The 24471-nt window shown below is 45.9% G+C and carries 25 protein-coding genes and 1 pseudogene; 13 read left to right on the top strand and 13 right to left on the bottom strand.

What is annotated here, in order from left to right:
• Positions 1 to 132 precede the first annotated feature (132 nt).
• The 4 genes from JGK11_RS14195 to JGK11_RS14180 all read left to right on the top strand — a co-directional run bounded on the left by JGK11_RS14195 (position 133) and on the right by JGK11_RS14180 (position 6886).
• On the top strand, positions 133 to 1365 hold the full coding sequence (locus tag JGK11_RS14195; protein ID WP_293191065.1) for a glycosyltransferase: 1233 nt from the start codon (positions 133 to 135) through the stop codon (positions 1363 to 1365).
• Positions 1362 to 2153, top strand: a complete 792-nt coding sequence (locus JGK11_RS14190; protein ID WP_293180947.1) for an ABC transporter permease — start codon at positions 1362 to 1364, stop codon at positions 2151 to 2153. Before JGK11_RS14195 ends, JGK11_RS14190 begins: the two co-directional genes overlap by 4 nt.
• Complete coding sequence (locus tag JGK11_RS14185; RefSeq protein ID WP_293180950.1) at positions 2154 to 4226, top strand: Wzt carbohydrate-binding domain-containing protein; 2073 nt, start codon at positions 2154 to 2156, stop codon at positions 4224 to 4226.
• 173 nt (positions 4227 to 4399) lie between these two features.
• The gene (locus tag JGK11_RS14180; RefSeq protein ID WP_293212088.1) at positions 4400 to 6886 is read left to right on the top strand and encodes a sulfotransferase; all 2487 of its coding nucleotides are present in this window, start codon (positions 4400 to 4402) and stop codon (positions 6884 to 6886) included.
• A gap of 287 nt (positions 6887 to 7173) precedes the next feature.
• Here the strand turns inward: JGK11_RS14180 and JGK11_RS14175 are convergent, their stop codons facing one another.
• From JGK11_RS14175 to JGK11_RS14140, 8 genes are all read right to left on the bottom strand, one after another.
• Complete coding sequence (locus JGK11_RS14175) at positions 7174 to 8394, bottom strand: NAD(P)/FAD-dependent oxidoreductase (protein WP_293180956.1); 1221 nt, start codon at positions 8392 to 8394, stop codon at positions 7174 to 7176.
• Positions 8395 to 8401: 7 nt separating this feature from the next.
• Positions 8402 to 8770: an aspartyl protease gene (locus JGK11_RS14170; RefSeq protein ID WP_293180959.1), complete on the bottom strand. Its 369-nt coding sequence runs from the start codon at positions 8768 to 8770 to the stop codon at positions 8402 to 8404.
• Positions 8767 to 9084 carry a hypothetical protein gene (locus JGK11_RS14165; RefSeq protein WP_293180962.1) on the bottom strand — a complete coding sequence of 106 codons (318 nt, stop codon included), beginning with the start codon at positions 9082 to 9084 and terminating at the stop codon, positions 8767 to 8769. Before JGK11_RS14165 ends, JGK11_RS14170 begins: the two co-directional genes overlap by 4 nt.
• A 69-nt stretch (positions 9085 to 9153) precedes the next feature.
• Positions 9154 to 11061: a 1-deoxy-D-xylulose-5-phosphate synthase gene (gene dxs, locus JGK11_RS14160; protein WP_293191055.1), complete on the bottom strand. Its 1908-nt coding sequence runs from the start codon at positions 11059 to 11061 to the stop codon at positions 9154 to 9156.
• A 464-nt stretch (positions 11062 to 11525) separates the two neighbouring features.
• Positions 11526 to 11693: a DUF4926 domain-containing protein gene (locus JGK11_RS14155; RefSeq protein WP_293180968.1), complete on the bottom strand. Its 168-nt coding sequence runs from the start codon at positions 11691 to 11693 to the stop codon at positions 11526 to 11528.
• A 365-nt stretch (positions 11694 to 12058) separates the two neighbouring features.
• Positions 12059 to 12208 (bottom strand): HNH endonuclease, encoded by a 150-nt coding sequence (locus JGK11_RS14150; RefSeq protein WP_293212087.1) that lies wholly within the window; start codon positions 12206 to 12208, stop codon positions 12059 to 12061.
• 29 nt (positions 12209 to 12237) lie between these two features.
• On the bottom strand, positions 12238 to 12558 hold the full coding sequence (locus tag JGK11_RS14145) for a hypothetical protein (RefSeq protein WP_293180974.1): 321 nt from the start codon (positions 12556 to 12558) through the stop codon (positions 12238 to 12240).
• 563 nt (positions 12559 to 13121) lie between these two features.
• The gene (locus JGK11_RS14140; RefSeq protein ID WP_363319155.1) at positions 13122 to 13430 is read right to left on the bottom strand and encodes a hypothetical protein; all 309 of its coding nucleotides are present in this window, start codon (positions 13428 to 13430) and stop codon (positions 13122 to 13124) included.
• Positions 13431 to 13471: 41 nt separating this feature from the next.
• Between JGK11_RS14140 and JGK11_RS14135 the strand changes: the two genes are divergently transcribed.
• The 5 genes from JGK11_RS14135 to JGK11_RS14115 all read left to right on the top strand — a co-directional run bounded on the left by JGK11_RS14135 (position 13472) and on the right by JGK11_RS14115 (position 16463).
• Complete coding sequence (locus JGK11_RS14135; protein WP_293180977.1) at positions 13472 to 13681, top strand: helix-turn-helix transcriptional regulator; 210 nt, start codon at positions 13472 to 13474, stop codon at positions 13679 to 13681.
• Between the two features lie 13 nt (positions 13682 to 13694).
• Positions 13695 to 13907: a helix-turn-helix transcriptional regulator gene (locus tag JGK11_RS14130; protein WP_293180980.1), complete on the top strand. Its 213-nt coding sequence runs from the start codon at positions 13695 to 13697 to the stop codon at positions 13905 to 13907.
• Positions 13888 to 14073: a hypothetical protein gene (locus JGK11_RS14125; RefSeq protein ID WP_293191051.1), complete on the top strand. Its 186-nt coding sequence runs from the start codon at positions 13888 to 13890 to the stop codon at positions 14071 to 14073. Before JGK11_RS14130 ends, JGK11_RS14125 begins: the two co-directional genes overlap by 20 nt.
• Before the next feature lie 610 nt (positions 14074 to 14683).
• Entirely contained in the window at positions 14684 to 16318 is a 1635-nt protein-coding gene (locus tag JGK11_RS14120; RefSeq protein ID WP_293191049.1) for an MBL fold metallo-hydrolase, read from the top strand.
• Positions 16308 to 16463: a hypothetical protein gene (locus JGK11_RS14115; RefSeq protein WP_293180989.1), complete on the top strand. Its 156-nt coding sequence runs from the start codon at positions 16308 to 16310 to the stop codon at positions 16461 to 16463. The genes JGK11_RS14120 and JGK11_RS14115 overlap by 11 nt, the downstream gene beginning before the upstream one ends.
• A gap of 133 nt (positions 16464 to 16596) precedes the next feature.
• Here the strand turns inward: JGK11_RS14115 and JGK11_RS14110 are convergent, their stop codons facing one another.
• Positions 16597 to 16908: a DUF6679 family protein gene (locus JGK11_RS14110; RefSeq protein WP_265236321.1), complete on the bottom strand. Its 312-nt coding sequence runs from the start codon at positions 16906 to 16908 to the stop codon at positions 16597 to 16599.
• Positions 16909 to 17150: 242 nt separating this feature from the next.
• Between JGK11_RS14110 and JGK11_RS14105 the strand changes: the two genes are divergently transcribed.
• Positions 17151 to 17369, top strand: a complete 219-nt coding sequence (locus tag JGK11_RS14105; protein WP_293212086.1) for a hypothetical protein — start codon at positions 17151 to 17153, stop codon at positions 17367 to 17369.
• Positions 17370 to 18001: 632 nt separating this feature from the next.
• Here the strand turns inward: JGK11_RS14105 and tatA are convergent.
• Entirely contained in the window at positions 18002 to 18205 is a 204-nt protein-coding gene (tatA, locus tag JGK11_RS14100; protein WP_293155728.1) for a twin-arginine translocase TatA/TatE family subunit, read from the bottom strand.
• A gap of 302 nt (positions 18206 to 18507) precedes the next feature.
• On the opposite strand from tatA, the gene JGK11_RS14095 reads away from it, so the two are divergent.
• Both JGK11_RS14095 and JGK11_RS14090 read left to right on the top strand, forming a co-directional pair.
• Positions 18508 to 19245 (top strand): phycocyanobilin:ferredoxin oxidoreductase, encoded by a 738-nt coding sequence (locus JGK11_RS14095; protein ID WP_293155731.1) that lies wholly within the window; start codon positions 18508 to 18510, stop codon positions 19243 to 19245.
• A 210-nt stretch (positions 19246 to 19455) separates the two neighbouring features.
• Positions 19456 to 19560 (top strand): annotated as a pseudogene (locus JGK11_RS14090) (ABC transporter ATP-binding protein); the annotation flags it as partial.
• 186 nt (positions 19561 to 19746) lie between these two features.
• Here JGK11_RS14090 and JGK11_RS14085 read toward each other — a convergent pair.
• Both JGK11_RS14085 and JGK11_RS14080 read right to left on the bottom strand, forming a co-directional pair.
• The gene (locus JGK11_RS14085; protein ID WP_293181003.1) at positions 19747 to 20658 is read right to left on the bottom strand and encodes a hypothetical protein; all 912 of its coding nucleotides are present in this window, start codon (positions 20656 to 20658) and stop codon (positions 19747 to 19749) included.
• Between the two features lie 406 nt (positions 20659 to 21064).
• Positions 21065 to 21208 carry a hypothetical protein gene (locus JGK11_RS14080; RefSeq protein WP_293181006.1) on the bottom strand — a complete coding sequence of 48 codons (144 nt, stop codon included), beginning with the start codon at positions 21206 to 21208 and terminating at the stop codon, positions 21065 to 21067.
• Between JGK11_RS14080 and JGK11_RS14075 the strand changes: the two genes are divergently transcribed.
• Positions 21188 to 23245: a DNA polymerase III subunit gamma/tau gene (locus JGK11_RS14075; RefSeq protein ID WP_293181009.1), complete on the top strand. Its 2058-nt coding sequence runs from the start codon at positions 21188 to 21190 to the stop codon at positions 23243 to 23245. The genes JGK11_RS14080 and JGK11_RS14075 overlap by 21 nt on opposite strands.
• Positions 23246 to 23569: 324 nt before the next feature.
• Here the strand turns inward: JGK11_RS14075 and JGK11_RS14070 are convergent.
• On the bottom strand, positions 23570 to 24471 hold a 902-nt coding region (locus JGK11_RS14070; protein ID WP_293212085.1), incomplete at its 5' end, for a GNAT family N-acetyltransferase.

Raw genomic sequence — 24471 nt, 5'->3', positions numbered from 1 at the left:
TAATGCTCCATCCGATTTTGGATTGCCGATTTGAGATTACAATTGCCATCAATCTAAAATCTAAAATCTAAAATCTAAAAGTGCCAGATTCCAAGTCGGATATTTAGTTAGGAGGAAATTATGGCAATAAAAATGCTTGAGATCGAGTTTACTGAACAGATAAATCCGATTAGGGGACTAGAAAAATATGAAGGCGTCCGCATCTTGGTTCGCTACCGAGGACGCCCGATCGGCTGGGGCTATGTTAATAACAATCCCTGGGAACAGACAATCTCGGCAGATCGAGTGCGACAAACAATTGTCGAGCAGATGGGCAAGACGTTGATTCAATTGAGTTTGGCAGAGCAGTTAGCCCCGATCGCAGAGTTCGATCGAGAATTGCCACCAATTAGCGTTGTCATCTGTACGCGCGATCGCACTGACTTACTCAAAGGCGCTCTGGAATCGCTGCTGGCCCTCGACTACCCCAATCGCGAAATTATCGTTGTAGACAACGCTCCCTCCAACAACAGAACTGCCGAATACGTCGCGGGATTACCTGTACGCTACGTCAAAGAGGAACGGCCAGGATTGGACTGGGCACGAAATCGCGGCATCGCGGAAGCCCGCCACGAAATTATTGCTTTTACCGACGACGACGCGCGACCCGATCGAGGTTGGCTGCGGTCAATTGCTGCTGGCTTTGCCGATCCCGAAGTCATGGCCGTCAGCGGTTTAGTCTCGGCTGCGGAACTGGAAACCATGCCCCAACAGCAATTTGAGCTGGTTTACGGCGGAATGCTGCAATATTTACACAAATTCAAAGTTGAAGGTAACAAACTTTCGGTGAAAGATTTGCTGTGGGCTTGCAATTACGGCGTTGGAGCAAATATGGCTTTCCGCCGCCAAATTTTTGAGGCTGTGGGCAACTTTGACGTGGCTCTTGATGTGGGGACGGCGACACGCGGCGCTGGCGATGTCGAGATGTTTCACCGGATTTTGGCGAAGGGATATACGACTTTTTACGATCCGAGCACTTTGGTGTGGCACTTGCACCGGCGCAGCGACAAAGCTTTGAGCCGACAGTTACAGGATAACGGGCGCAGTTTTGGGGCTTATTTGCTGACTTGCGATCGCAACCGTACCGTAGGGCGCGCCCAACTTGTGCACTTTGTCGTGTTTGAGTGGTTGGGTTGGTGGCTGCTGCGCCGCTTGCGGAATCCTGGCAAACTTCCCCGCAAATTCGTAGTCAGCGAATTGCTGGGGGCTTTGCAAAGTCCTTTTGCTTACCGAGAAGCTCAGTTGCAAGCGCGGCAGTTGGTGGCCCTTGCTGAAGAGGAATCGCAGGAAGTTGAACCGCAGGTAATGGCTGGGGGTGTCCAGTGAGAAATGCAGGACAACTGGTTTACAGGCGCCAAGTCGCTCATTTCTTTGATTTGCTGCGCGAGTTGGTCGATCGCGACATGAAACTACTCTACAAGCGATCGGCCCTGGGGATTGCTTGGACTTTGATCAATCCACTGTTGCAGTTGGCGGTTTTTTCTTTTGTGTTTCGATCGGTAATTCCAATCAACATTCCAAAATATTCTTCGTTTGCTTTCAGTGGTTTATTAATTTGGACTTGGACTCAAAGTGCCTTATTTCAAGCAACAGGACTAATCACCAGCAACCGCGCTTTAATTAGACAGCCAAATTTTCCGATCGCCATTTTGCCTGTAGTCACAACAGCAACAGGGCTAATTCACTTTTTACTGGCGCTCCCAGTCTTAATGATATTTCTGATAATTGACGGTTTGCAGCCGAATTCAGTGCTGTTTTTTTTGCCAGTGCTGCTGGTAATTCAGTTTTTTTTGACAGTCGGTTTGGCTTATCCCCTCGCTGCTTTGAACGTTACTTTCCGGGACACTCAGCACACTCTAGGCGTACTGTTGCAGATGCTTTTTTATCTGACTCCAATTTTCTACGACCTCAACAGCGTCCCGAAAGAATATCTGATATTTTATCAGTTGAATCCGATGGTGCCGTTGATTGAAGCTTACCGAGCTGTACTCCTCAGAGGCACGCAGCCTGATTGGATGGCATTATTAATTGTGAGTGTAGTAGTAGCTGCTCTTTTGCCGATCGGACTGGGAATTTTTAGACGGCAAAGCGATCGATTTGTGGAGGAATTGTAAATGCGTCAAGCAATTGTGATTAAAGGTTTAGGCAAGCGTTTCAACAGCTACAGTGCCGATCGACCTTTTACGATTATGGAGGCTGCTTTGTGGGGGTGGTGGCGGATGAAGCCACAAGCACATTTTTGGGCCTTGCGAGATGTGAGTTTTAGTGTTTCTCCTGGGGAAATGCTGGGAATTCTTGGCAAAAATGGAGCAGGAAAATCGACACTACTGCAACTGATTGGAGGTATCGGCCGTGCTGAGGAAGGAAGTATTAAAGTCAATGGCAAAATTGGCGGTTTGTTGGATTTGGGTGCAGGCTTTCACTCGGATTTAACAGGGCGAGAAAATGTGTTTGTGGGTGCGGTAGTAGCTGGTTTAACTCACCGGGAAGCGACGCGCCGCTTCTCTGATATTGTTGAATTTGCGGAATTAGAACAGTTTATTGACAGCCCCCTACGAACTTACAGTACGGGGATGCAAATGCGGCTGGCTTTTTCGGTAGCGGTACACACCGATCCGGAAGTGCTTTTAATTGATGAACATTTGTCGGTTGGTGATGTGGCTTTTCAAACTAAATGTTTGAACAAGATAGCCGAGTTTAAAACTAAAGGTTGTGCGATTGTTTTAATTTCTCACAATGCTGGACAAATTCAGAAATTGTGCGATCGAGCTTTGTGGCTGCGGGATGGTAAAATCCAGGCTTACGGAGAGCCGGAAGTTGTAGCCGGTCAGTATTTATCGGAAATGCGATCGGAAACAGAAAAGCGCACTCCCATGCGTCCTCCTGAAGTCACAAGTACAGGCTCGGAATTGCGTGTTAATGAAAACCGTTTCGGTTCTTTGGAAGTAGAAATTACGGATGTCAAAGTGTTGCCGGATGAGGAAATAGACAGCGGCGATACGATTACTATTGAAATTCATTACACGGTTCCCAAATCGATTGATGCTGCAATTTTTGGGGTGACAATCAGTCGGGAAGACGGTCAAAGTTGTTTTGAGACTAATACTAATCAAATGGGCCGGTTGATACCGCTGGCGAAAGGTAAAGGCAAAATCCGGCTGCACGTAGACAGGCTGGATTTAGGAAACGGGCAGTATTACGTGAATCCTGGGGTTTACGAGAAGAGTTGGGCCTACGCTTACGATTATCACTGGCACGTTTATCCGCTGTACGTGCGATCGACTGTACACCAAAAAACGATCCTTTGTCCGCCCTACCGCTGGGAGTTTGACGGCAAAATGGAGGTGCTGGATTTGCCAGAAACAACTGACAAAGTTCACGCTTTGAACAAAAATAATCCCAGCTACGCCAAGATTTCCACTCAGTTGAAAAATAAGCAGTCACCTGACTTTTTAATTCTGGGCGCTCAAAAGTGCAGCACCGAGGCTTTATACGGCTATCTAGAAAATCACTTGCAAAATATCAAAGAAGGTGCTAAGCAAGTACACTTTTTTGAATTGAATTTCGAGCGCGGTGTTGAGTGGTACAGCAAGCAGTTGACGCGGAGTGTTGCGGGTGACAAAGTGCTGCTGTGGGAGATGACTCCTTACTATATTTACCATCCGTTGGTGGCCGAGCGGGTTTACAAGTGTTTCCCGGATGTTAAGCTGATTGTGATGCTCCGCAACCCGGTACAAAGAGCGTGGATGCACTATCATTTAGAAGTGGCGATCGGCTGTGAAAAGCTGGATTTTGAAAAGGCGATCGCATCTGAACCAGACAGACTCAAAGGTGAGATCGAAAAATTCAAAGCCGATGAAGGCTATTACAGTTTCAACCACCAGCATTATTCCTACTTGTCGAGAGGAATTTATGTCGAACAAATCAAGAATTGGCTCGATTATTTTCCCAGGGAACAGTTGCTAATTATCAAAAGCGAAGATTTTCAAAAAAATCCGGGAGATGTGTTTTCAGAGGTGTTAGAATTCTTGGATGTTAAGGCGAGTGCTGTCAAAGAATATCAGGGTAATAGTGCCGAAGATTACAGTAATATGCCTCCGGAAATAGAACAAGAATTAACCAATTATTTTAAGCCTTACAATCAGGAGCTTTCTGATTTGTTGAAGGAAGATTTTAGTTGGAGTTAGGATGTTTGTGAAACCGCAGATGAACGCGGATTAACGCGGATTAATACGGTAAAACATAATTCCTGTAGGGGCGGGTTAACCAACCATATTTAATTTTTACCAACAATCTAGATAAACCCGCCCCCACTCCACGAAAAAAATTAGATCGCCAGTTTATTAATATAAAATCAACAATGCAACGAATATTTTTAGTAGGAGCTCCAAGAAGCGGTACTACAATTCTTCAGAGTTTATTAGCGGCTCATCCTGAAGTTATTTCTTTTCCTGAATCTAAGTTTTTTCACTATTTATTGTACGAGAAGTTTGCGGCAAAGTTGCCAAGCAGGATGGAAGCTTTTTTTAATGATGAGATTAATCGCCCTGAACTTTTGCAAGGTTTTGATGACAATCAAAGTGTGGAAGCTAAAGTTAGTTGGTTTGTCGGAGTTTTGGATGGTTTGGCTGCGGAACAGAACAAAAGCATTTGGTTGGAAAAAACGCCGGAACACATATATTTTATTGAGGATATAGAGCGCTTTTTGCCGGATTCTAAATTCATACATATTATGCGAAACAGCATGGATTGCATAGCTTCTATGTATGAGGCTACTCGGGATTTTAACGAATTGTGGGGCGGTGGTTGGGATTTAGATCGCTGTATCGAGGGATGGAAATATGCAGTATTAACTAGCCATAACTATCTTGATAAATCTAATCATATCTTGGTTAGATATGAAGATCTTGTAGAAAACAAAAAGTTAGTCCTAGAGGATATTTGTAATTTTATTGGAATTGAGTATGATGCTGGAATGCTGATTAATTATAAGGAAAAAGCAGCTAAGCTGAGTTTGAATTTACCTTGGCATCAAGGAATTGCCAGGGATATTCAAAGCACTAAGGTTCACAAATATCATCGAGTTTTTAAAGATAGTGAAATTAAAAATATTCTAACTCATATCGAGTGGGTAAATTCGAGAATTGCCTACAAGGTTACGGTGGAGCTGAGCGAATTAATTTCGGATATTAAGGTTCCACAAATATTCAATCGCGTTTGCTGTACAATCAAGTTAGCAGGTGTTGAACTCGAAGTTAGGGATTTGGAGCTTAATACTATACCAATCCTTTGGCTGCTCCTTCGACAATACAATAGCATGGCTGGGCTCTTATTTCTACGCAAGTCCCTTATTGAATTGCCAGTCTGTGACGGGATTGTGACGGGTACGGTGTTGGCAGATGCGATCGCAGCCCAGTTTGCTTGGCCAATACTTTCACGCTTCTTTCAAGACAATCCAGAAACTCCCCAACTGGAATGGACGCTATTTTTACAAGAAATCTGGAATCGTCCTAATTGGGTTGAGGCTAATTTTTACAATCCCGAAACCGTCGATGAAGCAGTCACAATCACTCTCGATGGAGACTTGATTGCTGTGGAAGTTAGCGAAGAATTGACTAATATAAAAGTTGAGCTTGCTGAAATTGACGTGCTGGTGACAGTAGGCGGTGTGGCGATCGCTATTGTAACCGTTACCGTGGAAAATAACTTTGTTTCTGCTCAAAAAGTGCGATCGACAATTACTCGAAATATCGGTTTTGAGTTGTGCGTCGCCACCGTGCGAGAAGCTTTGTTGGGAAAACCGCTAGATAATAAGCAATCGTTGCGATCGCGCTTAACCTCTACTGCACAACAAAGGTCGAATCTGCCCGACTGGTTGAATGCAAAGGGTTCTAGGGGCATTTACCCCCAAGATGCGGTGATGTTCGGTAGGCGATGTGGTGCAACAGGAACCAGTATCAGCCGCCGCGCCGCACTCCCAGCCCAGGCGCTGCGGGAATTAACGAAATCAGCAGCAATCGCAGGGGAAGTGATAATCCAAATTCCCAGAGAAAACGAGTTACCAAAGCAAGTATTTTACGCACCAGAAATCATTTGGCAAAAATCGCCTTACCGAGAAGTTTCTCACTCAGTGAAAACTCAAATATTTGACAATGATAGCATCACAGAAAAACTCTCGATTCTCGCCTACCGTCGCATTTCTCCCGATGGTTTAAATGCAATTACTCCGCAGGTTTTTGAACAACAGTTGCAGTATCTGAAAGAAAATGGTTATTACAGTGCAACTTGGGAAGATTGGCAAAATGCAAAACTAACTAAAACTCCTTTACCAGGTAAAGCTGTATTAATAACTTTTGACGGTGGCTATCTCGACTTTTTAACCTACGCTTTCCCTTTGCTAAAACGCTTTGACTTTACAGCCACTGTTTTTCTAGTAGCCGAGTCAATAGGAAAGACAAATAGTTGGGAAAAAGCCGAATTTGAACAAGTACAGTTAATGGAATGGCCGGAAATTAGACAATTGCGGGATGCAGGGATTGAATTTGGTTCCATGTCTGCCACCTATCAGCCTCTGACTTCATTGTCCCCCACCGAAATTGTGCGCGAAGCGGCGAAATCCCGCGCAACTTTGGAACGGGGATTAGGGAAATCTGTGAGAGTTTTTGCCTATCCCTACGGGAATGTCGATGAAATTGTAGCGCATTTAATCGGAGCAAGTGGGTATAGTTTCGGTGTATCATATAGATGGAGTACGAGCAATTTTCACGATTCTTTAATGTCGCTACCCCGCCTTCAAGTAACAGCAGAAAATTTCTGGGAATTGGTTCGTAGATGTGTATATTTGTAGGGTGCGTCAGCCAGAGATTTTTAAGACAATCAAAAACATTTCAACTGACGCACCCTACAAGTGAAATTGCTGCAACAAGGTGCGTCAGCCAGATATTTTCAACTCAACAAAAATCTTTCAACTGACGTACCCTACAAGTGAAATTGCTGCAACAAGGTGTGTCAGCCAGATATTTTCAACTCAATCAAAAATCTTTCAACTGACGCACCCTACAAGGGAAATTGCTGCAACAAGGTGCGTCAGCCAGATATTTTCAACTCAATCAAAAATCTTTCAACTGACGCACCCTACAAGTGAAATTGCTGCATCAATCCCTGAAATTTACGTCGCAAATAACCGCCAAATCCTCTGGAAATCTTCTCAAACTTATAATCAAATAAAATATCCATCACATCTTTAGTTTTCATATACTTCAAATAAGAAATCATTTTATCTGTCAATTCATCATTCACATCATCAATATACTTTCTCACCGCCAACCTTTCCGAAATATTCCATTTCCGATCAAACTTGCGGTGCATTTCCGTCTCATAATCCCGAAAATCTGACATTTTCCCATCCAAATATTTTTCAATGTATTTCCCAGCGATTTCGGCACCATCCATTCCGTGTCTGATACCCTCACCGCCCAGAAAATTTACTGTCGAGACAGTATCGCCGATCGCAATTATGTTATCCTTCCAATAAATATCCTGCAAACCGCGACTGTATTTCAGCGTCGAACCGTGTTTGTCAATAATTTTATAACTTTTAGACTTCAAATATTCATCAATCAGCAAATCAATATACTGTTTAAGCGGTGACAAATCTTTGAGCGTTTTAGCATCTAAAAAAATGCGTCCCGCACCAACTTTCAGCCTGTTTTGTTCCATGGGAAATATCCACGAATAACCCTTCGGCATCCACTTATCGCCCAAAAAGAAGATTAAATCATTGGCATATTTATTGTAAACTTCCGGTTCAACTTCAATTAAATATTCGATGCCGGTTCCCGACAAGAAATCTGGTTTATCATTTTCCTTCTCATACATAACCGCCCTAGCAAAGCCAGTAGCATCAACCAAGACTTTCGTGCTAACTTTGATAAGTTGCCCGTCAGATAACTGTTTAAATTCTACTGTAGTTTCGCCGTTGGCTTGCGAATGTCCGGTGTAGCGACAACCCAGCCAAACTTCACCGCCAAATCGCTCAACTTCGTCGGCTAAAAATGCTCTAAATTTTGCAAAGTTGAGTACAACTCCCAAACTTTCGGGAGATTCCCAAGTTTGACTAACTTTGCTAGTTTCAATAGTCAGTTTGTGCCAATAACTGCCGATAACTGATTCGGGTAAATCGAATTGTGAGAGGGTTTCTAGAGGTGTGGCGGCGCTGGAAAAGTCATTTTTATTAAAATTGTCGTTTTGTTCTGCAAGCAAGACATTGCGGCCGGATTTGGCTAGAATTCTTGCACAGTGGCCTCCTGCTGGGCCGGCTCCTACTATTACTATATCAAAATTTTTTAAATTCATCTTACTTTTAATTCGCTTCTAATGTCAAAACATCCGCCGAAATATCAACTACCAACCGCCGATTTTTCAGCCACTGGCGGCCGATTAAAATTTCCGGTACTCCTGCACCCACATGAACAGGAATGTCAAATTCTTGACCCTCAAGACGCACTTTTCCTGCATAAATATCGAAATCAAATTCTCCCTTAGCTGTTTGCATTGTTTCTTTGTCTACATAAGTCCAATTAAGCCCTTCTAAATCCTGAATATCCATTGCTAAACAGCCAGAAAAACCTGTATCTAGCAGAGCATCAACAGGTAATTCTAAGCCGTTATCGGCAATCAATGAAATTTCAAAAAATAGCTCGTCATTATCGCCAAATATTCCTTCCATCATATCGTGCCACAAACTCCGGTTTCATTAATCCGAAATACGTGGGGGATAGCATTGGGATGTTTCTGACGACACATTTTTCCAGCAGCTAACGAATCTTGTTCGATAAAATGTTCTCCGCTGTCGGGTTCAACCGCCATGTACCAGTTGTAGTGGGTTTTAATCAATTCTGGTTTGAGGCGATCGAATATGGGTTGACACCGCTGGCGAAATGCTGCTCTTTCGGCGTACCATTGGGCTATTTCTTCTGGAGAAAGTATGCGTTTTGCGTGCAATCTTTTCCGGGGTACTGTGCGAGTTGGGTTGAGATAAGTCATTGTTGATTCTCTTTTTGTGCAGTAAAGCTGAAGTAAGGTGGGCATTGCCCACCCTACAATTCTAGCTAATTAGACGCTAACTGGTGACTTTTGGCGGCTAAATGTTGCTAAAATGCGATCGCACATTTGCGACGGATTCAATCCCAAAGTTGCAAAGGATTGCTCAGGCGTAGCATGATCCACCAATGTATCAGGTACACCCAAGCGCATTAATGGAACCAGGATATTGTTATCCATCAAAGCTTCGGCTACTGCTGAACCAAAGCCACCCATTAAACAGCCTTCTTCCATCGTGACAACTTTGCCGATTCGCTGTGCCAAAGGTAAGATTAATTCGGTGTCTAAAGGCTTGACAAAACGCGCATTAATCACAGTTGCTTCAATGCCATGTTCGCTCAACATCTCGGCGGTTTGCATTGCCGGATACACCATTGAACCGTAACCTAAGATTAGCACGTCATCGCCGTTGCGAAGGATTTCCGCTTTGCCGATCGGCAATTCTTCCCAACCTTCTTCCATCAGAGGCACGCCGTAACCGTTACCACGCGGGTAACGCATCGCGATCGGGCCTGTCGTGTGGTTGATGCCAGTGACTACCATCCGCTGCAATTCTGCCTCGTCTTTTGGCGCCATAATTGTCATATTTGGCAGACAGCGCAAGAAGGAAATATCGTACATTCCCTGGTGCGTGGGGCCGTCGGCGCCGACAATCCCAGCGCGATCCAAACAGAAGAACACTGGCAAGTTTTGGATGCAGACATCGTGAACTATTTGGTCGTATCCCCGCTGCAAAAATGTCGAGTAAATTGCGACAACCGGACGCATTCCTTCGCAGGCTAAACCTGCCGATAAAGTCACTGCGTGCTGTTCGGCAATCCCAACATCGATGTACTGTTTAGGTAGTTTTTCCTGAAGCTTGTCCAGACAAGTTCCGGTTGCCATGGCAGCGGTAATGCCGACTATTTTGGGATTATTTTCTGCTAGCTTGACCAGGGCGTGGGCAAAGACTTTCGCGTAAGCTGGAGGCTTGGGTTTTGTGGAAGGGATGCCTTTCCCCGTGGCTAAGTTAAAGGGATTTTGGGCGTGATATCCTACTTGGTCTTTTTCGGCGATCGCATATCCTTTCCCCTTCACCGTCACCACGTGAACTAACACAGGGCCTTGGATAGTATGACCTTGTTTGAAAGTGGCAATTAACTCTTCCAAATTGTGTCCGTCAACTGGGCCCATGTAGGTAAAGCCCAATTCTTCAATTACGGCTCCAACTTTCGATACGGCTAACCGTTTCATGCCTTCTTTGAGGCGTTCCATTTCTGGGGTAAAAGTTTCGCCAACAAAGGGAATTTGTTTGAATTGTTCCTCTAGGTTATCTTTGAGAAATTGCACCGGCTGCGAGAGTCGCATTTTGTTCAAATAGCGGGTAATTGCGCCGACATTGGGCGAGATTGACATCTCGTTGTCGTTGAGCACTACCATCACATTAGTTTTCGGCATATGGCCTGCGTGGTTGATCGCTTCGAGTGCCATACCCCCTGTCAGCGCACCGTCGCCAATGACTGCTACAGTTTTAAAGTTTTCGCCCTTGAGGTCGCGCGCCATCGCCATCCCTAAGGCTGCGGAGATGCTCGTGGAAGCGTGACCGGCGCCGAAGTGGTCAAATTTGCTCTCGCAGCGCTTGAGATAGCCTGCAACGCCGTCTTTTTGGCGCAGGGTGTGAAAATTGTTGTAGCGACCGGTGATCAACTTGTGTGGATAAGCTTGGTGGCCGACATCCCAGGTAACTTTGTCGCGATCGAGGTCGAGTGTTTGGTAGAGTGCTAAGGTGAGTTCCACTACACCCAATCCTGGGCCAAGGTGTCCGCCGCTAGCGGCTACTGTTTCTAAATGCTTTTCTCGAATTTGTCGGGCAATTTGTTCGAGTTGATGAATCGACAGGCCGTGTAATTGGTTTGGATGAGTCAGTTCGCTGAGATGCATATTTTAAAATCCCGCTCCTAAGAATTAGGACGAATCCTTAACAGATAATAGTTTGAGCCTGCGGCGTTCGGTACGCGCAAACTTAGAATATTTTACCTGTTATTTGAGAAAAACTGTTAGGCGTAAGATTTTTATTATTTTTGACCTGGTAATTATAATAAGTAAACCGCAAACAGTCAATATAAAAAATGCTTATTTTGTTAGTTGGTAACGGCTAATTATTAGCTGCACGGGGATTATTATCGATTTAAAACTGGTTTTTGTAATAAGGGCTGACTTTTTAACCATTGGGTTTCTGCAAGCGGACTGTGATGCAAAATCATTAACTGCGATTTTTTAAGAGCTTCTCGTGCGTAGGTACAACCTTGCAAATCGCTAAACTCAACTGGGAGCATCTCAGTTTTGCATTTAATAGTGCGAGCGTCCCCGCTCGCGTATTATAGGATACGCGAGCGGGGACAGCACTATAAGAAAAAAATGCTTTTTACAAAAATGAGATGCTCCCACTCAACTTCAACAAATTCTGCATCGTATTCATCAACTACTGTTCCCACTTGACCTCGATATAAGCCATGTTCGGGTAAGTCTTCTAGTAATGCAACGACATCAAGCAGTTTAATTATGAAATTCATTTTTAGATACCTTATTCATGGCACATAACATAGCAGAAGTCAAGTTGAATTGAGAGATTTTGCTTATTCTAATTGACGAGGATCTTCCGCAGGTGGATGCCAACCACCTTCTATAGCCTTTCTCAAAAAGGTGAGGTATGACTGACAGGTTATATAACCACTGAAACCAAGAGGGCCCAAGCCCAACAACGTACCTGATCTTTCTGAGAACCGCTATACCCAAAACCTGCGCGATCGCCGAATCGAATCCTCTTCATTTCATCATAACGTTCGTCATTAAGGTCAAGCCGATTGCAAGTTGCTCGATCTACTGAAGTTTTACTGACAATATTTAGACCATCTGCTGTCCAGATGAAATGTTCTGATCATTGCTGATGACGAGGATTAAATAAGAAAAATTCTTGCTGAGTTTCCTGGTCAATTCCCTTGGTGAAATTGTAGTGGTGTTCGTTGCAACGACGGCAAGCTAATGCTAAATTTTCACTGTCATCAGATCCGCCGAGAGATTTGGGCATGAGATGATCTATGGTAAAGCGATCGGGGCTTAGGTATTCTGGAGAGTGACAGTATTCGCAGAGGTATTTAGCTCGTTGTCGTATAAGTTGTGGAGTGCGATCGGACACCATTTGGCTTGGGTAGAAAGTTGGGCGTTAATCAAGGTAAAAATTCGGGATAGTTCGATGATGCCAGCTAATTCTGGAACTTCATCGGCAGTTAGTAAATCTAGTTTTTTTCTCTCTAGCAGTTCTTCCATGCGAGATTGAAGATCGTCGGTAAATCTGAATAAGTAAATGTTCCCAAACTCTACCATTTTGAGGCCTTGGGGCATCAAGGAGGAAGGTTTCACCATTAATTGAGTATTCATAAAAACACTCGGTAAGTGGGAAACGAGCGAGTCTTTAGACCTGAGAGGAAAACGACCCGGCGATTTCAATCGCCTTGAATCCCCCTTGCGGGGTAGAGGGGTATGGTTGCCCCTCTGTGGAGATATGGTTGTCTCCGAATCCCTTTCGGGTAATGTTAGGCAACGCCCAAGGTTATAAGAGCTTTTTAGACCTGCAACACTGTAAAGCGTGACTTTAAAACTGTTTAATTGCAGATGACAGAGCAAGGGACTAGCTTCGCATTCGCCCGGTGTCGTGACTCAAATAACGTAGTCAGTTAAGACTTAGGCCCGTCAGAATAGCTTGTAATTTCTTACAAGCGAGCGTGGCTTCAGCCCTGAGTTCCTGACAGTAATTAAAGCTCGTAGATACTCTTGGAATATTGTAGCTTATAAGTTGCTAATTGAATTTGCAGAAGGAGCCATCTGATATCTTACACCATTCTTAATTACTTGTTTAGAAACAGGCAAGATGCCTGTTCCACAAGAAAATTTATCTTTTGTGGAACGGGCATCTTGCCCGTTCTTCACAATGGTGCAACATCTCAGATCGATCGCACTTCCGGCAATTTCTCGGCCCCAGTCGTATCAAAGACGATCGCGTGTTTAGTCGCAGGTAACAACCGCCGTAATATCTGAATATAGCCGTCAGCATCGCCGCGGCGGTGGAAGCGCGCCACAACCAATCGCTGCATATTTGGCAATTGCCGCACAATACAGCAGGGATGAGAGTTTAATTTGGGCTTTGATGTTGGTATCATAGGAAAATCGTGCCCCGCGTTTGCGGGGTTGGGTAGAAAAGCGATCGCCCTCAAGTTTTCGACGCTAGGTGGGCGATCGTTTTCAGTGTACATAGATATTATCCGGTATATATGCACCGAAATCAAGCAAAAAAATGGGCTACGTGAGACTGCGGATTCGAGAACTAGCTGAGCAAAGAGGTTGGACGTTCAAAGAAGTTGCCGATCGATCCGGAGTCAATTACAACACGGTAAAAAGCTACGGGAGGCGCGATGCTTTGAACACAGTCGATTTGTCTGCTGTCTACAAAATTGCTCGCGCCTTAGACGTGACGATGGAAGATTTAGTCGAGATTTTGGAATAGTAAGGGCGCGCTAATGGGATACGTGAGGCTGCGGATTCGAGAACTAGCTGAGCAAAAGGGTTGGACGCTAAAGCAAGTTGCCGATCGATCGGGAGTGAATTACAACACTGTTAGAAGCTACGTTCAGCGCGATGCTTTGAACACGGCCGATATTTCTGCTGTCTACAAAATCGCCCGCGCTTTCGACGTGACAATGGAAGATTTAGTTGAGATTTTGGAAGATTGAGGGCTCAGAAATGGGGCGAGTCAGGCTGAAGATTCAAAAGTTGGCTCAAGAAAAGCGCCCGACACTGCAAGATGTGTCTCCTCGATCGGCACAAGGTTTGCTTAGAAAAATGTATCAAACTTTTACAAATAAACCGATCGCACTCATAAAGCCGCTATCTTCGTGACAAAAGCACTTCCTCAGCATGAGTCCGGTTCTCTAACTTTGGATTATTCGACTCTACACCGCCCCCAACACCCGAAAGATGAAGATTTGTAATGTTTTGTCAACATCTTAGGGTTGCTGAATTAAAATCTTCTCATAAAAAAGACGAGCTTCTAGCAGGCAAAATTATGAAAAAAAATTTAAAACTCAGCTTATGAGATGGAATTCGCTGCTCTGACAAGGTGCAATAACAATGTAACTAATGTAACTTTTGATGCAAGAACCACTAGCATTAACCTTGTTGAAGGTCACAGGCCAATTTCTGGCCGTGCCTTCTGAAAATCGCTTTCCTCGTCGATCGCATCAAATTTCAAGTGCAATTACTTTGTTTGCACGACGGGAACCGCAGGTATAGAGGAAAAATTTAAGTCCAAAGCTGACGCACCAGAACTTTGAGCGACGGTTTTTTGACCGGCAACGAGGACAGAAACACAGTCTTTTCCTCCATCAAACCTGGTTTTTGCGTCCAAGACTCAACTCGATTCGATCGAATGAATGCAGTCGCAGCCAACATTTAGTTAGATGTTGCGATACAGCAAGTTGCGCGCTTGTACAGGGAGCTAACGGCAGTGATGGATCTCGATTGTTTACCTTACGGCGCAGGCCACGCCCAGGAAGGGGTCTGTCTGCTAGTGCGAATGGGGCCGTACCGCATTTTACTCGACTGCGGTATAGAGGATGTCGCACCCCTGTCAGCGACACTAGATCGATCGCCCCCAGTCGATTTCGTAGTGTGCACCCACGCCCACTCCGATCATGCCAGAGGTTTGCTCGCACTCCACCAGGCTTTCCCCCTGTTGCCAATTTACGCCAGCGAAGTCACAGCGCGACTGCTACCGCTTAACTGGCCGGCCCAGTCTCAGCAGCCAGAGTCGCATTTCTGTGAGGCTCTACCCTGGCAGTCGCCGATCGAACTGCGCCGAGGACTGAGCGTGCAGTTGTTCCCGTCGGGCCATTTGCCCGGAGCGGCGACTGTACTCTTGACCTATGAAGCCCCCCATCGCACCTACACCCTGGTTTACACCGGCGACTTTTTTCTATCGAATTGTCGTTTGGTGGAAGGTTTGCCGCTGGGACAACTCCGGGGCATGAAGCCCGACGTGTTAATTTTGGAAGGTAGTTACGGCACAGCGCGCCACCCTCACCGCCGACAACTGGAAAATCAGTTAGCCGATCGCATCCACCGCGCGATCGCCGACGGATGCTCGGTACTGCTACCCGCACCCGCCCTCGGTTTGGGTCAAGAACTGCTGATGCTGCTCCGCAGCCACCACTACTTCACCGGGCGCGACTTGGATATTTGGGTAGACGGCACTGTCGCCGACGGGTGCGACGCTTATCTGGAACTGCTGCCCCATTTTCCCACCGCCGTTCAAAACTTTGCTCTCCACCAACCTTTGTTTTGGGACGAAAGGGTGAAACCTCGCGTGCGCCGGTTGTCTGCCGAACAGCGCTCCGAATTGGGGAAAACCCCGTGTATTGTAATTACTGACCAAATTTCCGATTTGGGTTTGTACGTTGCCGATCGCACAAATCCTTGGATTTTACTCGCACCTCAAAAACCCGGATATCCCGTCAGGGAATGGTTTGCCAACTGGCAGGAATCAGGAGTTCGGCTCATTGAAACTTATCTGCTAGCCGAACACTGCGACGGGCCGGGAACTACCCAGCTCATCCACAATTTGCGTCCGCAGCACGTAATTTTAGTGCACGGTTCCCCTGCATATTTGGCTGACTTGGCTAACTTGGACGAGCTGCGAAACCGCTACCAGTTGCACACTCCGGCGGTAGGGACTGTTGTCGAATTGCCGATCGGGGAAATGTTTTTGCAGCCCGCTATCCCCGAAACTAACTATGAGGGAGAACTCAGCGAATTGGGGACAGAGGTAGCAATTAGCTTGCCGAGTCCGATTACAGCCGATCCTCGGTGGGCAAATTTTGCCGATACAGGTTTAGTAGAAGCGCGCTGGCAAGGCGAAGAACTGGTACTGCGCGGCATCTCCCAGCGGGAACTGCTATTTCAAGGCAACGCCGTTCAGGCAAACCTCGAATGCTGTGGCAATTGCCAGCACTACCGCGGCCAGCGCTGTTGGAACCAGTCCAGTGCTTTGTTTGGCTTTAAAGTCACTCCCGACGGTTTCTGTCCGGTGTTTGAAGCGATACCGGAGTCTGAATTTTTCATAGATGAGGAATTAGATGCGGAATAAACCTATTGTTGTCATTGCGATCGACAGCTTAGCGCGCTTTCTGATGAGGCGATCGCAGTATTTGTTGTTCGTCGGTTCTGCGTCTGTGACTGCTCTGGTGGCTCAGAGGCGAAAACTGGCGATCGAACTCAAATTTCCATCCTAAATAGCTTATTTGGTGACAATCCAGCAGATTTTTCGGCAAAACCCGAGTTTTGCCCCATTCCTCGACAAAAAAGGGAGAAAAGTCGTTTTCTTTTCCCCCAACTATTTTTTGTGACTCAAGCTAAGGATCAAAACTATTCTAAATTCGAGTCCGGGTAGTGATTGCGAATTTGCTCGGCTTCGGGACAATCGTCAGTAACTAGGGGTTCGCAGTTAGTTCTCGACACCGAAGCCAACTTCTGGGACACAGCTCCAATACTTTCTAGACGCACCATTTCTTCCCAGGAGCTAATTTCGTCTTCTTCGTCGGTTTCGTAGCGCAGCGTGACTAGATCCCCTTCAATATCTAGGATACGAGCGCGCTCTATCCAACGTTGCTGATCTCGAAGAAAAATAGAAACCTCACGACCATCACAACAGAGTTGATAGATTTTGCGCTGTAGCATTTGTCAGTTCTCCTGCGCAGTGTAACTTGCTTAAAATATGGCCTGTTTACAGTAACGTACTTTGAGTTTTACATCGGAAGGCACAGCCCTATGGACTGGCCAGTTTGACGTTTTCCGAAACTTTGGCACCTATGGGGGTTACCATATTTCATTTTACCACTAAATCTATCTTGTACGCTATTTATCTAAGTGCAGATTTTCGGGCCGGCGGCATCCCTCGCAAGAGGCATTTACCAGAATAGATGCCAGAATCAGGACTTGATTCGGGCCAGCCACCCTCCAAGCGGACTGTGCTGCGAGTCGCTCTCAATTGCTCCTTATGTTTCCCAGAGACATTACTAGATAGCGGTTTAATTCACATTTGGCGATCGCACGGACATTGCGGAGGCTCTCATCGGGGACGATCGCTAAGGGCGATCACCACCATTCCTGTGCTAACAACGGTAAAATCTCAAATGTAATCATACCTTGACATCGAACCGACGCACTCGTATACGCCATCAGACTAGAAGTCAAACTCCCTCCCTTGTACCGTGGCGTTAGAAAACCTACAGGTATAGACTTAGGAATGAGAATTAAATAACTTACATTTTTTATTGTTCTTGTGGGATGGGCGTCCCGCCCGTCCAGAAAAGACGGGTTCTTCTGGCCCATCCCACTTTCAAGAGTGTAAATTATTTAATTCGCGATCCTTAGGAATATCGACGTTTCCCAGCTTTAATAACGGTAAAAAATACAACTGCCAGTTTCCCTAAAAAAGTCTAAAGTCAAGCTGGAGAAATTGCAGTATATCCCTCGCAACAAACAGTTAGGCAACCGACTATCAGGAATACAAGCCTCAAAAAATACCCCCAAATATTATCGAAGACTCGCCCAAAAACAAGAGAAAGTTGCTCAAAACTGACGAACTATAGGCAAAAAACTACAACAAAAATTAGCTTATAAATACAGTCCAAATCTGGGTATTTTTGAAGGCTATCGAGCTCATTGCCAGCGCCTTATTATTGGGAAATATGGACACTGCCCAATGAAACATTCTCTACATATACGATGACAGAGCGTTGCTAATTCTATTTGCAGGAAGTTCAGCAAATTACTTTCCTAGCGTTTGCTCTTCCTCCTTGTCCTTATCCTTGTCCTTCTGGGTAGATTCATCATCAGCTTGACCGACCCCTTCCTTAAAACTCCGCAGCGTTTTCCCCAAAGCATTTCCCAACTCAGGAATTTTCTTGGGGCCAAAAATTAGAATAGCGACTACCGCAACAATGCCCAATTCGGGCAATCCCAGACCAAACATACAAAATCTCCGCGCTTACCTACTTTGCTTTTTCCCTGCGAATTACCGCTAGTGCATTTATTTTAGCGGAGAGTTTCCGGAAATCTTACTCATTACTCGGGTTTTTATGGCAATTTATTGCCCTGTGCCACTGCGAATACCTAGACTAATGTCACAGGGCTTGCTATAAGAGGGCAGATTTTTTTGTAAAACTTACTCGATCGCACGTCGAACTGCTGATATCCTTAAAAGTATCTACCTTGTTTACTGCATCCTGCAACCGTAGAATGAAGTTTTATTAAGCGATCGCCCGATAAATAAGAATGTTAGAAACATCCAAGCCTTCCCTGCGCGACCAACAGCACTACCTTATCCGCGAATTAGCCGATCGGATAGAATCAGTATGGCGTCGGTACCTCGACCTCGAACCCTACCACCTCCCCGCTGAGTTGGGATACGTGGAAGGGCGGCTGGAAGGAGAAAAACTGATCATAGAAAATCGCTGCTATCAAACTCCCCAATTCCGCAAAATACACTTGGAACTGGCTAAAGTCGGGCCGCTGCTGGATATCCTCCACTGCGTGATGTTTCCCAGACCGAATTATGCTTTGCCGATGTTCGGCACAGACATCGTAGCAGGCAAAGGTCAAATTAGCGCCGCGATCGCAGACCTTTCTCCCCTCAATCCCGATCGAACTTTGTCGGAAACCTACCGCACTCGACTGCAAACTTTGCCCGTCAACCAGTTTTCTTGTCCCCGCCAAATTCCCGAATGGGGCGATATTTTCTCAGAGTTTTGCCTGTTTGTGCGCCCCGATTCACAGGAAGAAGAAAGCCGATTTCTAGACATAGTTGAATCCTACGTCGAAATTCACTGCAAACTCGCAGTCGCTTCGGAACCAGTTTCTGTAGCCGAAGAAGCAAAAATTCTCGACGCTCAAATTTACTACTGCACCCAGCAGCAGCAAAACGACAAAACCAGGCGCGTACTCGAAAAAGCTTTCGGTCAAGATTGGGCAGAACATTACATGACCGAGGTGCTGTTTGATTACCCTAAATAGCTAAAATCTGTTTACAATTGTTCCTACCTGGTTGGCAACTCCCCGCTCTCTCAAAGACGGAGATGCTCTAAAATTTCAGGATGTTCCGCTTCCTCACTCAGTCATTCATTAATTCAGCAACGCCGCAATTTATTACGGCGAAGTTGTGTTGATGAATTAGCATTCTGCGTCTGGTAAAACAACTTTGTTAACCTTAATTCGAGTTTGGCGATCGATATTTAGGGAGGTTTGGCAAAAGAACAGCCCTGCACTATTTTACTCGTCACCCACGACAACCGTATTTTAGACATAGCCGATCGCATTATTCCAATATAGCGCGAAAGATTGTAAGTGAGATATTCAACAATTCATTAACAATCCCCTCAATCGCCCAATCTAAAATCTCAAGCTATACCTCATGTACCTGAGAAATGCTATAGAAGACGGTCACCTCGCACAAGACACACAAACACCCGCTGCAACTGACCTTCTTTCAGCACAATTATTGTGATTTTGCTCAACTTATTTCCGAGATCCGGGACGTTTTGCTCCTACCTTCGCAGGGCTTTTTGTTCCACCTTTAGCTGCACTTTTAGAACTACTTTTAGCATTTTTTTGACCCTTGGCTCCTGCCAACTGGCTCTCATTTTCATTAGCCGGTCTGCCGGCAGGCGTTCTCGTAGTCCTAAAGGTAACATTCACCCCTTCATTCGACTGTTCCAACACCAACATCGGCGTCGGCTTCGCTTTTTGATCCCATTCAATGTGAACGATGCGACCTTGAATAGTCGGCTGCCAACTATCATGGTCATCTGAAGGACTCAGATAAGTTTCCAAACAATCAATAATTTGATTAATTGTCGCCGATGTTGCCTGAGTCGGCAGTTTCATCAGCTTAATTTGAATCCGAAACAGCACTCGCCTTTCTATTTTTACGGCTGGATCGCCAGTTTCGTATTCGATATCAAACATCGAATCTACTTGCCTGCCGCTGCCAGCAGTCCCGTTTTTATCTCCTACTGCACTCTGAGTCGGGCGCAGGGCAATACTAATTTTGTCTTTGACTTTTACTTTAATCTGGTTGACAATGGCAAAGTGAAAGACTTCTTCCGCCATCCGCATTCTCAGGTAGTCTAAATTAAAGTCTCGCGAGTGAATGAGGTCGGGGTTTTTTTCCATCTTTGATATGGTTTCCAGAGCCATTTTGTATTTTTTCTGGAGTTCTCTATTTCTAAACTCTTCAAATTTGAGCTTCTTACTCAAATCATCTAGTCTTAGCTTGGTAAATACCGCTAAACCGAGCAGCAATAATAACAGTAATCCCGACGCTCCCATCAAGATTTGGTCGGGGGACGGAGATCCTGGTTTAGCCTGTTTAGGTTTGGGAGAGGCTACTGCCAACCTTGGTTCTACAAGGATGATTTGGGTTGACATGGGCTTTTAAAGGGTAAATTTTGACGCTATATTTATACAGGATTCCAGAGTAGAGCTGGCAGTGTAACTCGATCGACCAACATTGACATCATTCCACCACCATCTTGCTATAACTGGATTTCTACAACTCGAACAGGCACCCTCTAATTAATACTTTATCTTTAACTGCAAGCAGGTTTCCGAAATATCGGAAAATCCCGCGCTGGCACCGGCAAAAAGAAATGGTGAATTGTCTGTGATAGATTATACCAATATAGGTCAAAAAAAAAATTGTTCCGCAGCCTCCGTTTCTAGAAAAAGAAAAATAAGTACACATAAATCAATACTAACTCTCTCCAGCGATCGCCAAAAACACTTCTGGAGAACAACCGATCGAGAAGCGGACTCTCCTATCGGGTGCTAATTACTACTGTTCGATCGCTCCCGCCCTGCCAGCCCACCGGGAGGCTGGCTGTGAGAATAGAGCTATCGCGCGATCGAACAACGTGTCCTTAGCTAAGATTACAGCTAATACCACAAATATTCGATCGTGACCTACGAACCCCTGCATCACAAGTATCGCCCTCAGACATTTGCCGAATTAGTCGGTCAAGAGGCGATCGCCCAAACTCTCACCAGCGCCATCCTGCAACAGCGCATAGCACCAGCATATCTATTCACCGGCCCCAGAGGCACCGGTAAAACCTCTAGTGCCAGAATTTTTGCCAAATCCCTCAACTGTATTTCTACCGGCGCCCCTACCCCGACACCCTGCGGCAAATGCAACGTTTGTCAAGAAATTGCCCGAGGTTCCACACTAGATGTCATCGAAATCGACGCCGCCAGTAACACCGGAGTAGACAACATTCGGGACTTGATCGAACGAGCCCAATTTGCCCCCGTACAGTGCCGCTATAAAGTATATGTAATCGACGAAGTTCATATGCTCAGTACCCAGGCATTTAATGCCCTATTAAAAACCTTAGAAGAACCGCCCGATCGCGTCGTATTCGTCCTCGCCACAACCGACCCCCAAAGAGTATTACCAACCATCATTTCTCGGTGCCAAAAATTCGACTTCCGCCGGATTCCCCTCGACTCAATGACCTCTCATTTACACAAGATTGCCCAATTAGAAAATATCAATATTGCCAGCGATGCCGTACAAATGGTTGCTCAACTCGCCCAAGGAGGACTGCGAGATGCAGAAAGTTTGCTCGACCAACTCAGCTTATTTCCCGGTCAAATAACCATCGAAAAAGTTTGGGATTTAGTCGGCGCAGTTCCAGAAAATGACTTGATGGAACTACTACAGGCGATCGCAAACGATAACGCTACAGCATTAATAGACATGACCCGGCACCTCATGGATCGCGGACGGGAACCACTAATCGTGCTGCAAAGCCTCGCCAGCTTTTACCGAGATTTGCTCATAGCAAAGGCAGCACCACAACGGTCAAATTTAGTAGCTTTAACCGCGGCAACTTGGGAAAAACTCTGCGATTTTGCCCGCAATTGGGACGCCGAGTTAATTCTGGCAAGTCAGAAACACTTGCAAACCCACGAAGTACAAATTAAAAACACCACTCAGCCGCGATTGTGGCTGGAAGTAACGCTGTTGGGATTGTTGCCTTCAGCCATTAGAACTCAGCCACAACCAGCAGCCCAACCAGGTAGAAATATTGCTCAATCCCAAATTCACCCCCCCGAACCCCCCCAAGCTTTGGGGGGGAGTTCCACAGCTAATATCGAACAGCCTCCCGCAGCCAAACCTCAAAATCCGCCACCGACTTCGCAACCTATTGTCGATCGCACACAAAGCACACCTCCTGCCCCGATTCCCGAAGCGATACCAACTGCTGAAACGAGTCAAACCAATTATTCACCAACTAATTTAGGTAGCGAAATTGATTTAGATAAAGTGTGGCAACAGGTACTCGATCGCGTGCGGCCCCACGGGACTCAATCGCTACTCCGGCAACACGGACAGCTAGTAATGTTTAGCAATGATACGGCTTATGTTAAGATTAGTTCGCAGCCGTTGCTGAATATGGTTAAAGACAAAGTACCTAATATTGAAGAAGCTTTTTTGCAAGTGTTTAACAGTCGAGTAGCAGTAAAAGTAGTTTTAACAAATCCCGCTGCAACTAATAGTTCCCGCACCCAAGATTTGCCAAATTATAACGAACGTGTTGCCGAAACTCCTCGGAATTCTCCTGCTGCGATCGATGAGAATCAACAGGTGGAGCACCCGGGTAATTCTGAGATGGCAGGTAATTTTTTGGGGGACGGAGGAGAAGAGCAAAAACACTCTTGGGCGAACGAAAATACTGCTGCTAATGTGCCAAATGTTTCTGAACCGTTGCGGCAGATCAACACTTCTACAGACTCTCAGAATGAGTTAAATGCTCAGGCTGTAGCGGTACGGGCTGATGCTCAAGCTGTCGCGAATACGAGCAAGCAATGGGCTGATATGTTTGACGGGCAAGTAGTCGATTTGTCGGATGATTTAGAGATTTGGGAGTCGGAAACTTTTAGATTGGAATCTGAACCGGATTTTCCTGAGTTATCTTCTGATGTTGATGAGGATGATTTAATCGATTGGTAATCGATTGATTTTGGGAGTTCAATCAAGATGTTTGTAGTGAGGACTTTAGTCGGCCAATTTAGGGCTTGCTGAAAAAGTGTACGTACTGGAAAAACGAGGCTACACAGATTAACAAATAGTAGGTTTCTGGCTAAATTTCCCAAATTTAGCCATCAACGAACAAGGACAGTGCAAGGGTTTTGAGAATCTATAATCCTATAACTTGCACTTGTGAGAGTTTCAAAAGATTGAAGCCGTTATCTGGAAAACTTTCTACTTTTATTCAGCAAGCCCTAATTTAGATGCGGACTAAAGTCCTCACTACAAACCTATTTGACAGGTGTTTTACTGGGGCGGGAGGGAAATGTGGAGAATTTCGTCGTTGGCGCAGCCCTCGGAGCCGATCGCCGAAAATCCCGCCCTAGTGTAAACTCGAAATTCCTGCTCGTGTAGCGTCATCAAAAAAGCCACCGTAACACCCGCGTCAAAAGCCTCTCGCAACAACCGCGCCGTCAAAGCCCCTGCAATACCCCGCCGCCGAAAAGCAGCCGGCACACCAATTCCCGCGATTTCCGTCGTCTGGTTTTGCGGTGGCGTGCAGATTCCAGCGCCCGCAGGTTCGCCCGTTGCTGCGACGCGGGCGAGTACCGCAATCCCACCCGCCGCCAGAGTTTTCCGAAGACTGTCAACATCTTCAGGGCTGGGTGCAGCCTCTCCATAAGCCTCGTTTTGCGCCGCCACAGTACCCAAAAGTTCGTCATCGGAAACTGGCAGAATTAGCTCGATTTCCGGCGGAATCGGCAGCAATTTCTCCGATCCCGGAGTGCAAATCATCAGCGGTAAGCGTCCCTCAACGGTGAAACCAGCGGATATCAGGGCTTCTTCGACAGCGGGCGCGAGTTTCGTGACATACTCCAAACGTGGCTGTCGATCGCGGTCAGAGTACGCAGCAATTAGTGCGTTAACATCGGCGAGGGAGGGTGTGGCGCCATCTTCGGGAATCGCATAATTCAGATAAGGGTTGGTGCTGTGGGGGCTGAATGTAGCGAGGAAGGGGCCGATATGCTCGGTGTCGCGCTGCTGGCTGGCGGCAAAACGCAGGTATGCTTGAATGCGAGATTCCATAGATTTCTGGTAAAAATAGTTAGGACGGGCAGGATGCCCATCCCACAAAAACTTTTTTTCTTCTTGTGGAACGGGCATCTTGCCCGTCCGAAAATAAGACGGGCAGGATGCCCATCCCACAA

The sequence above is a fragment of the Microcoleus sp. PH2017_34_RAT_O_A genome (assembly GCF_020737885.1).
Taxonomy (GTDB): Bacteria; Cyanobacteriota; Cyanobacteriia; order Cyanobacteriales; family Microcoleaceae; genus Microcoleus.
Note: the sequence above shows the minus strand (reverse complement) of the source record. Positions and strands in the feature narration are given on the sequence as shown.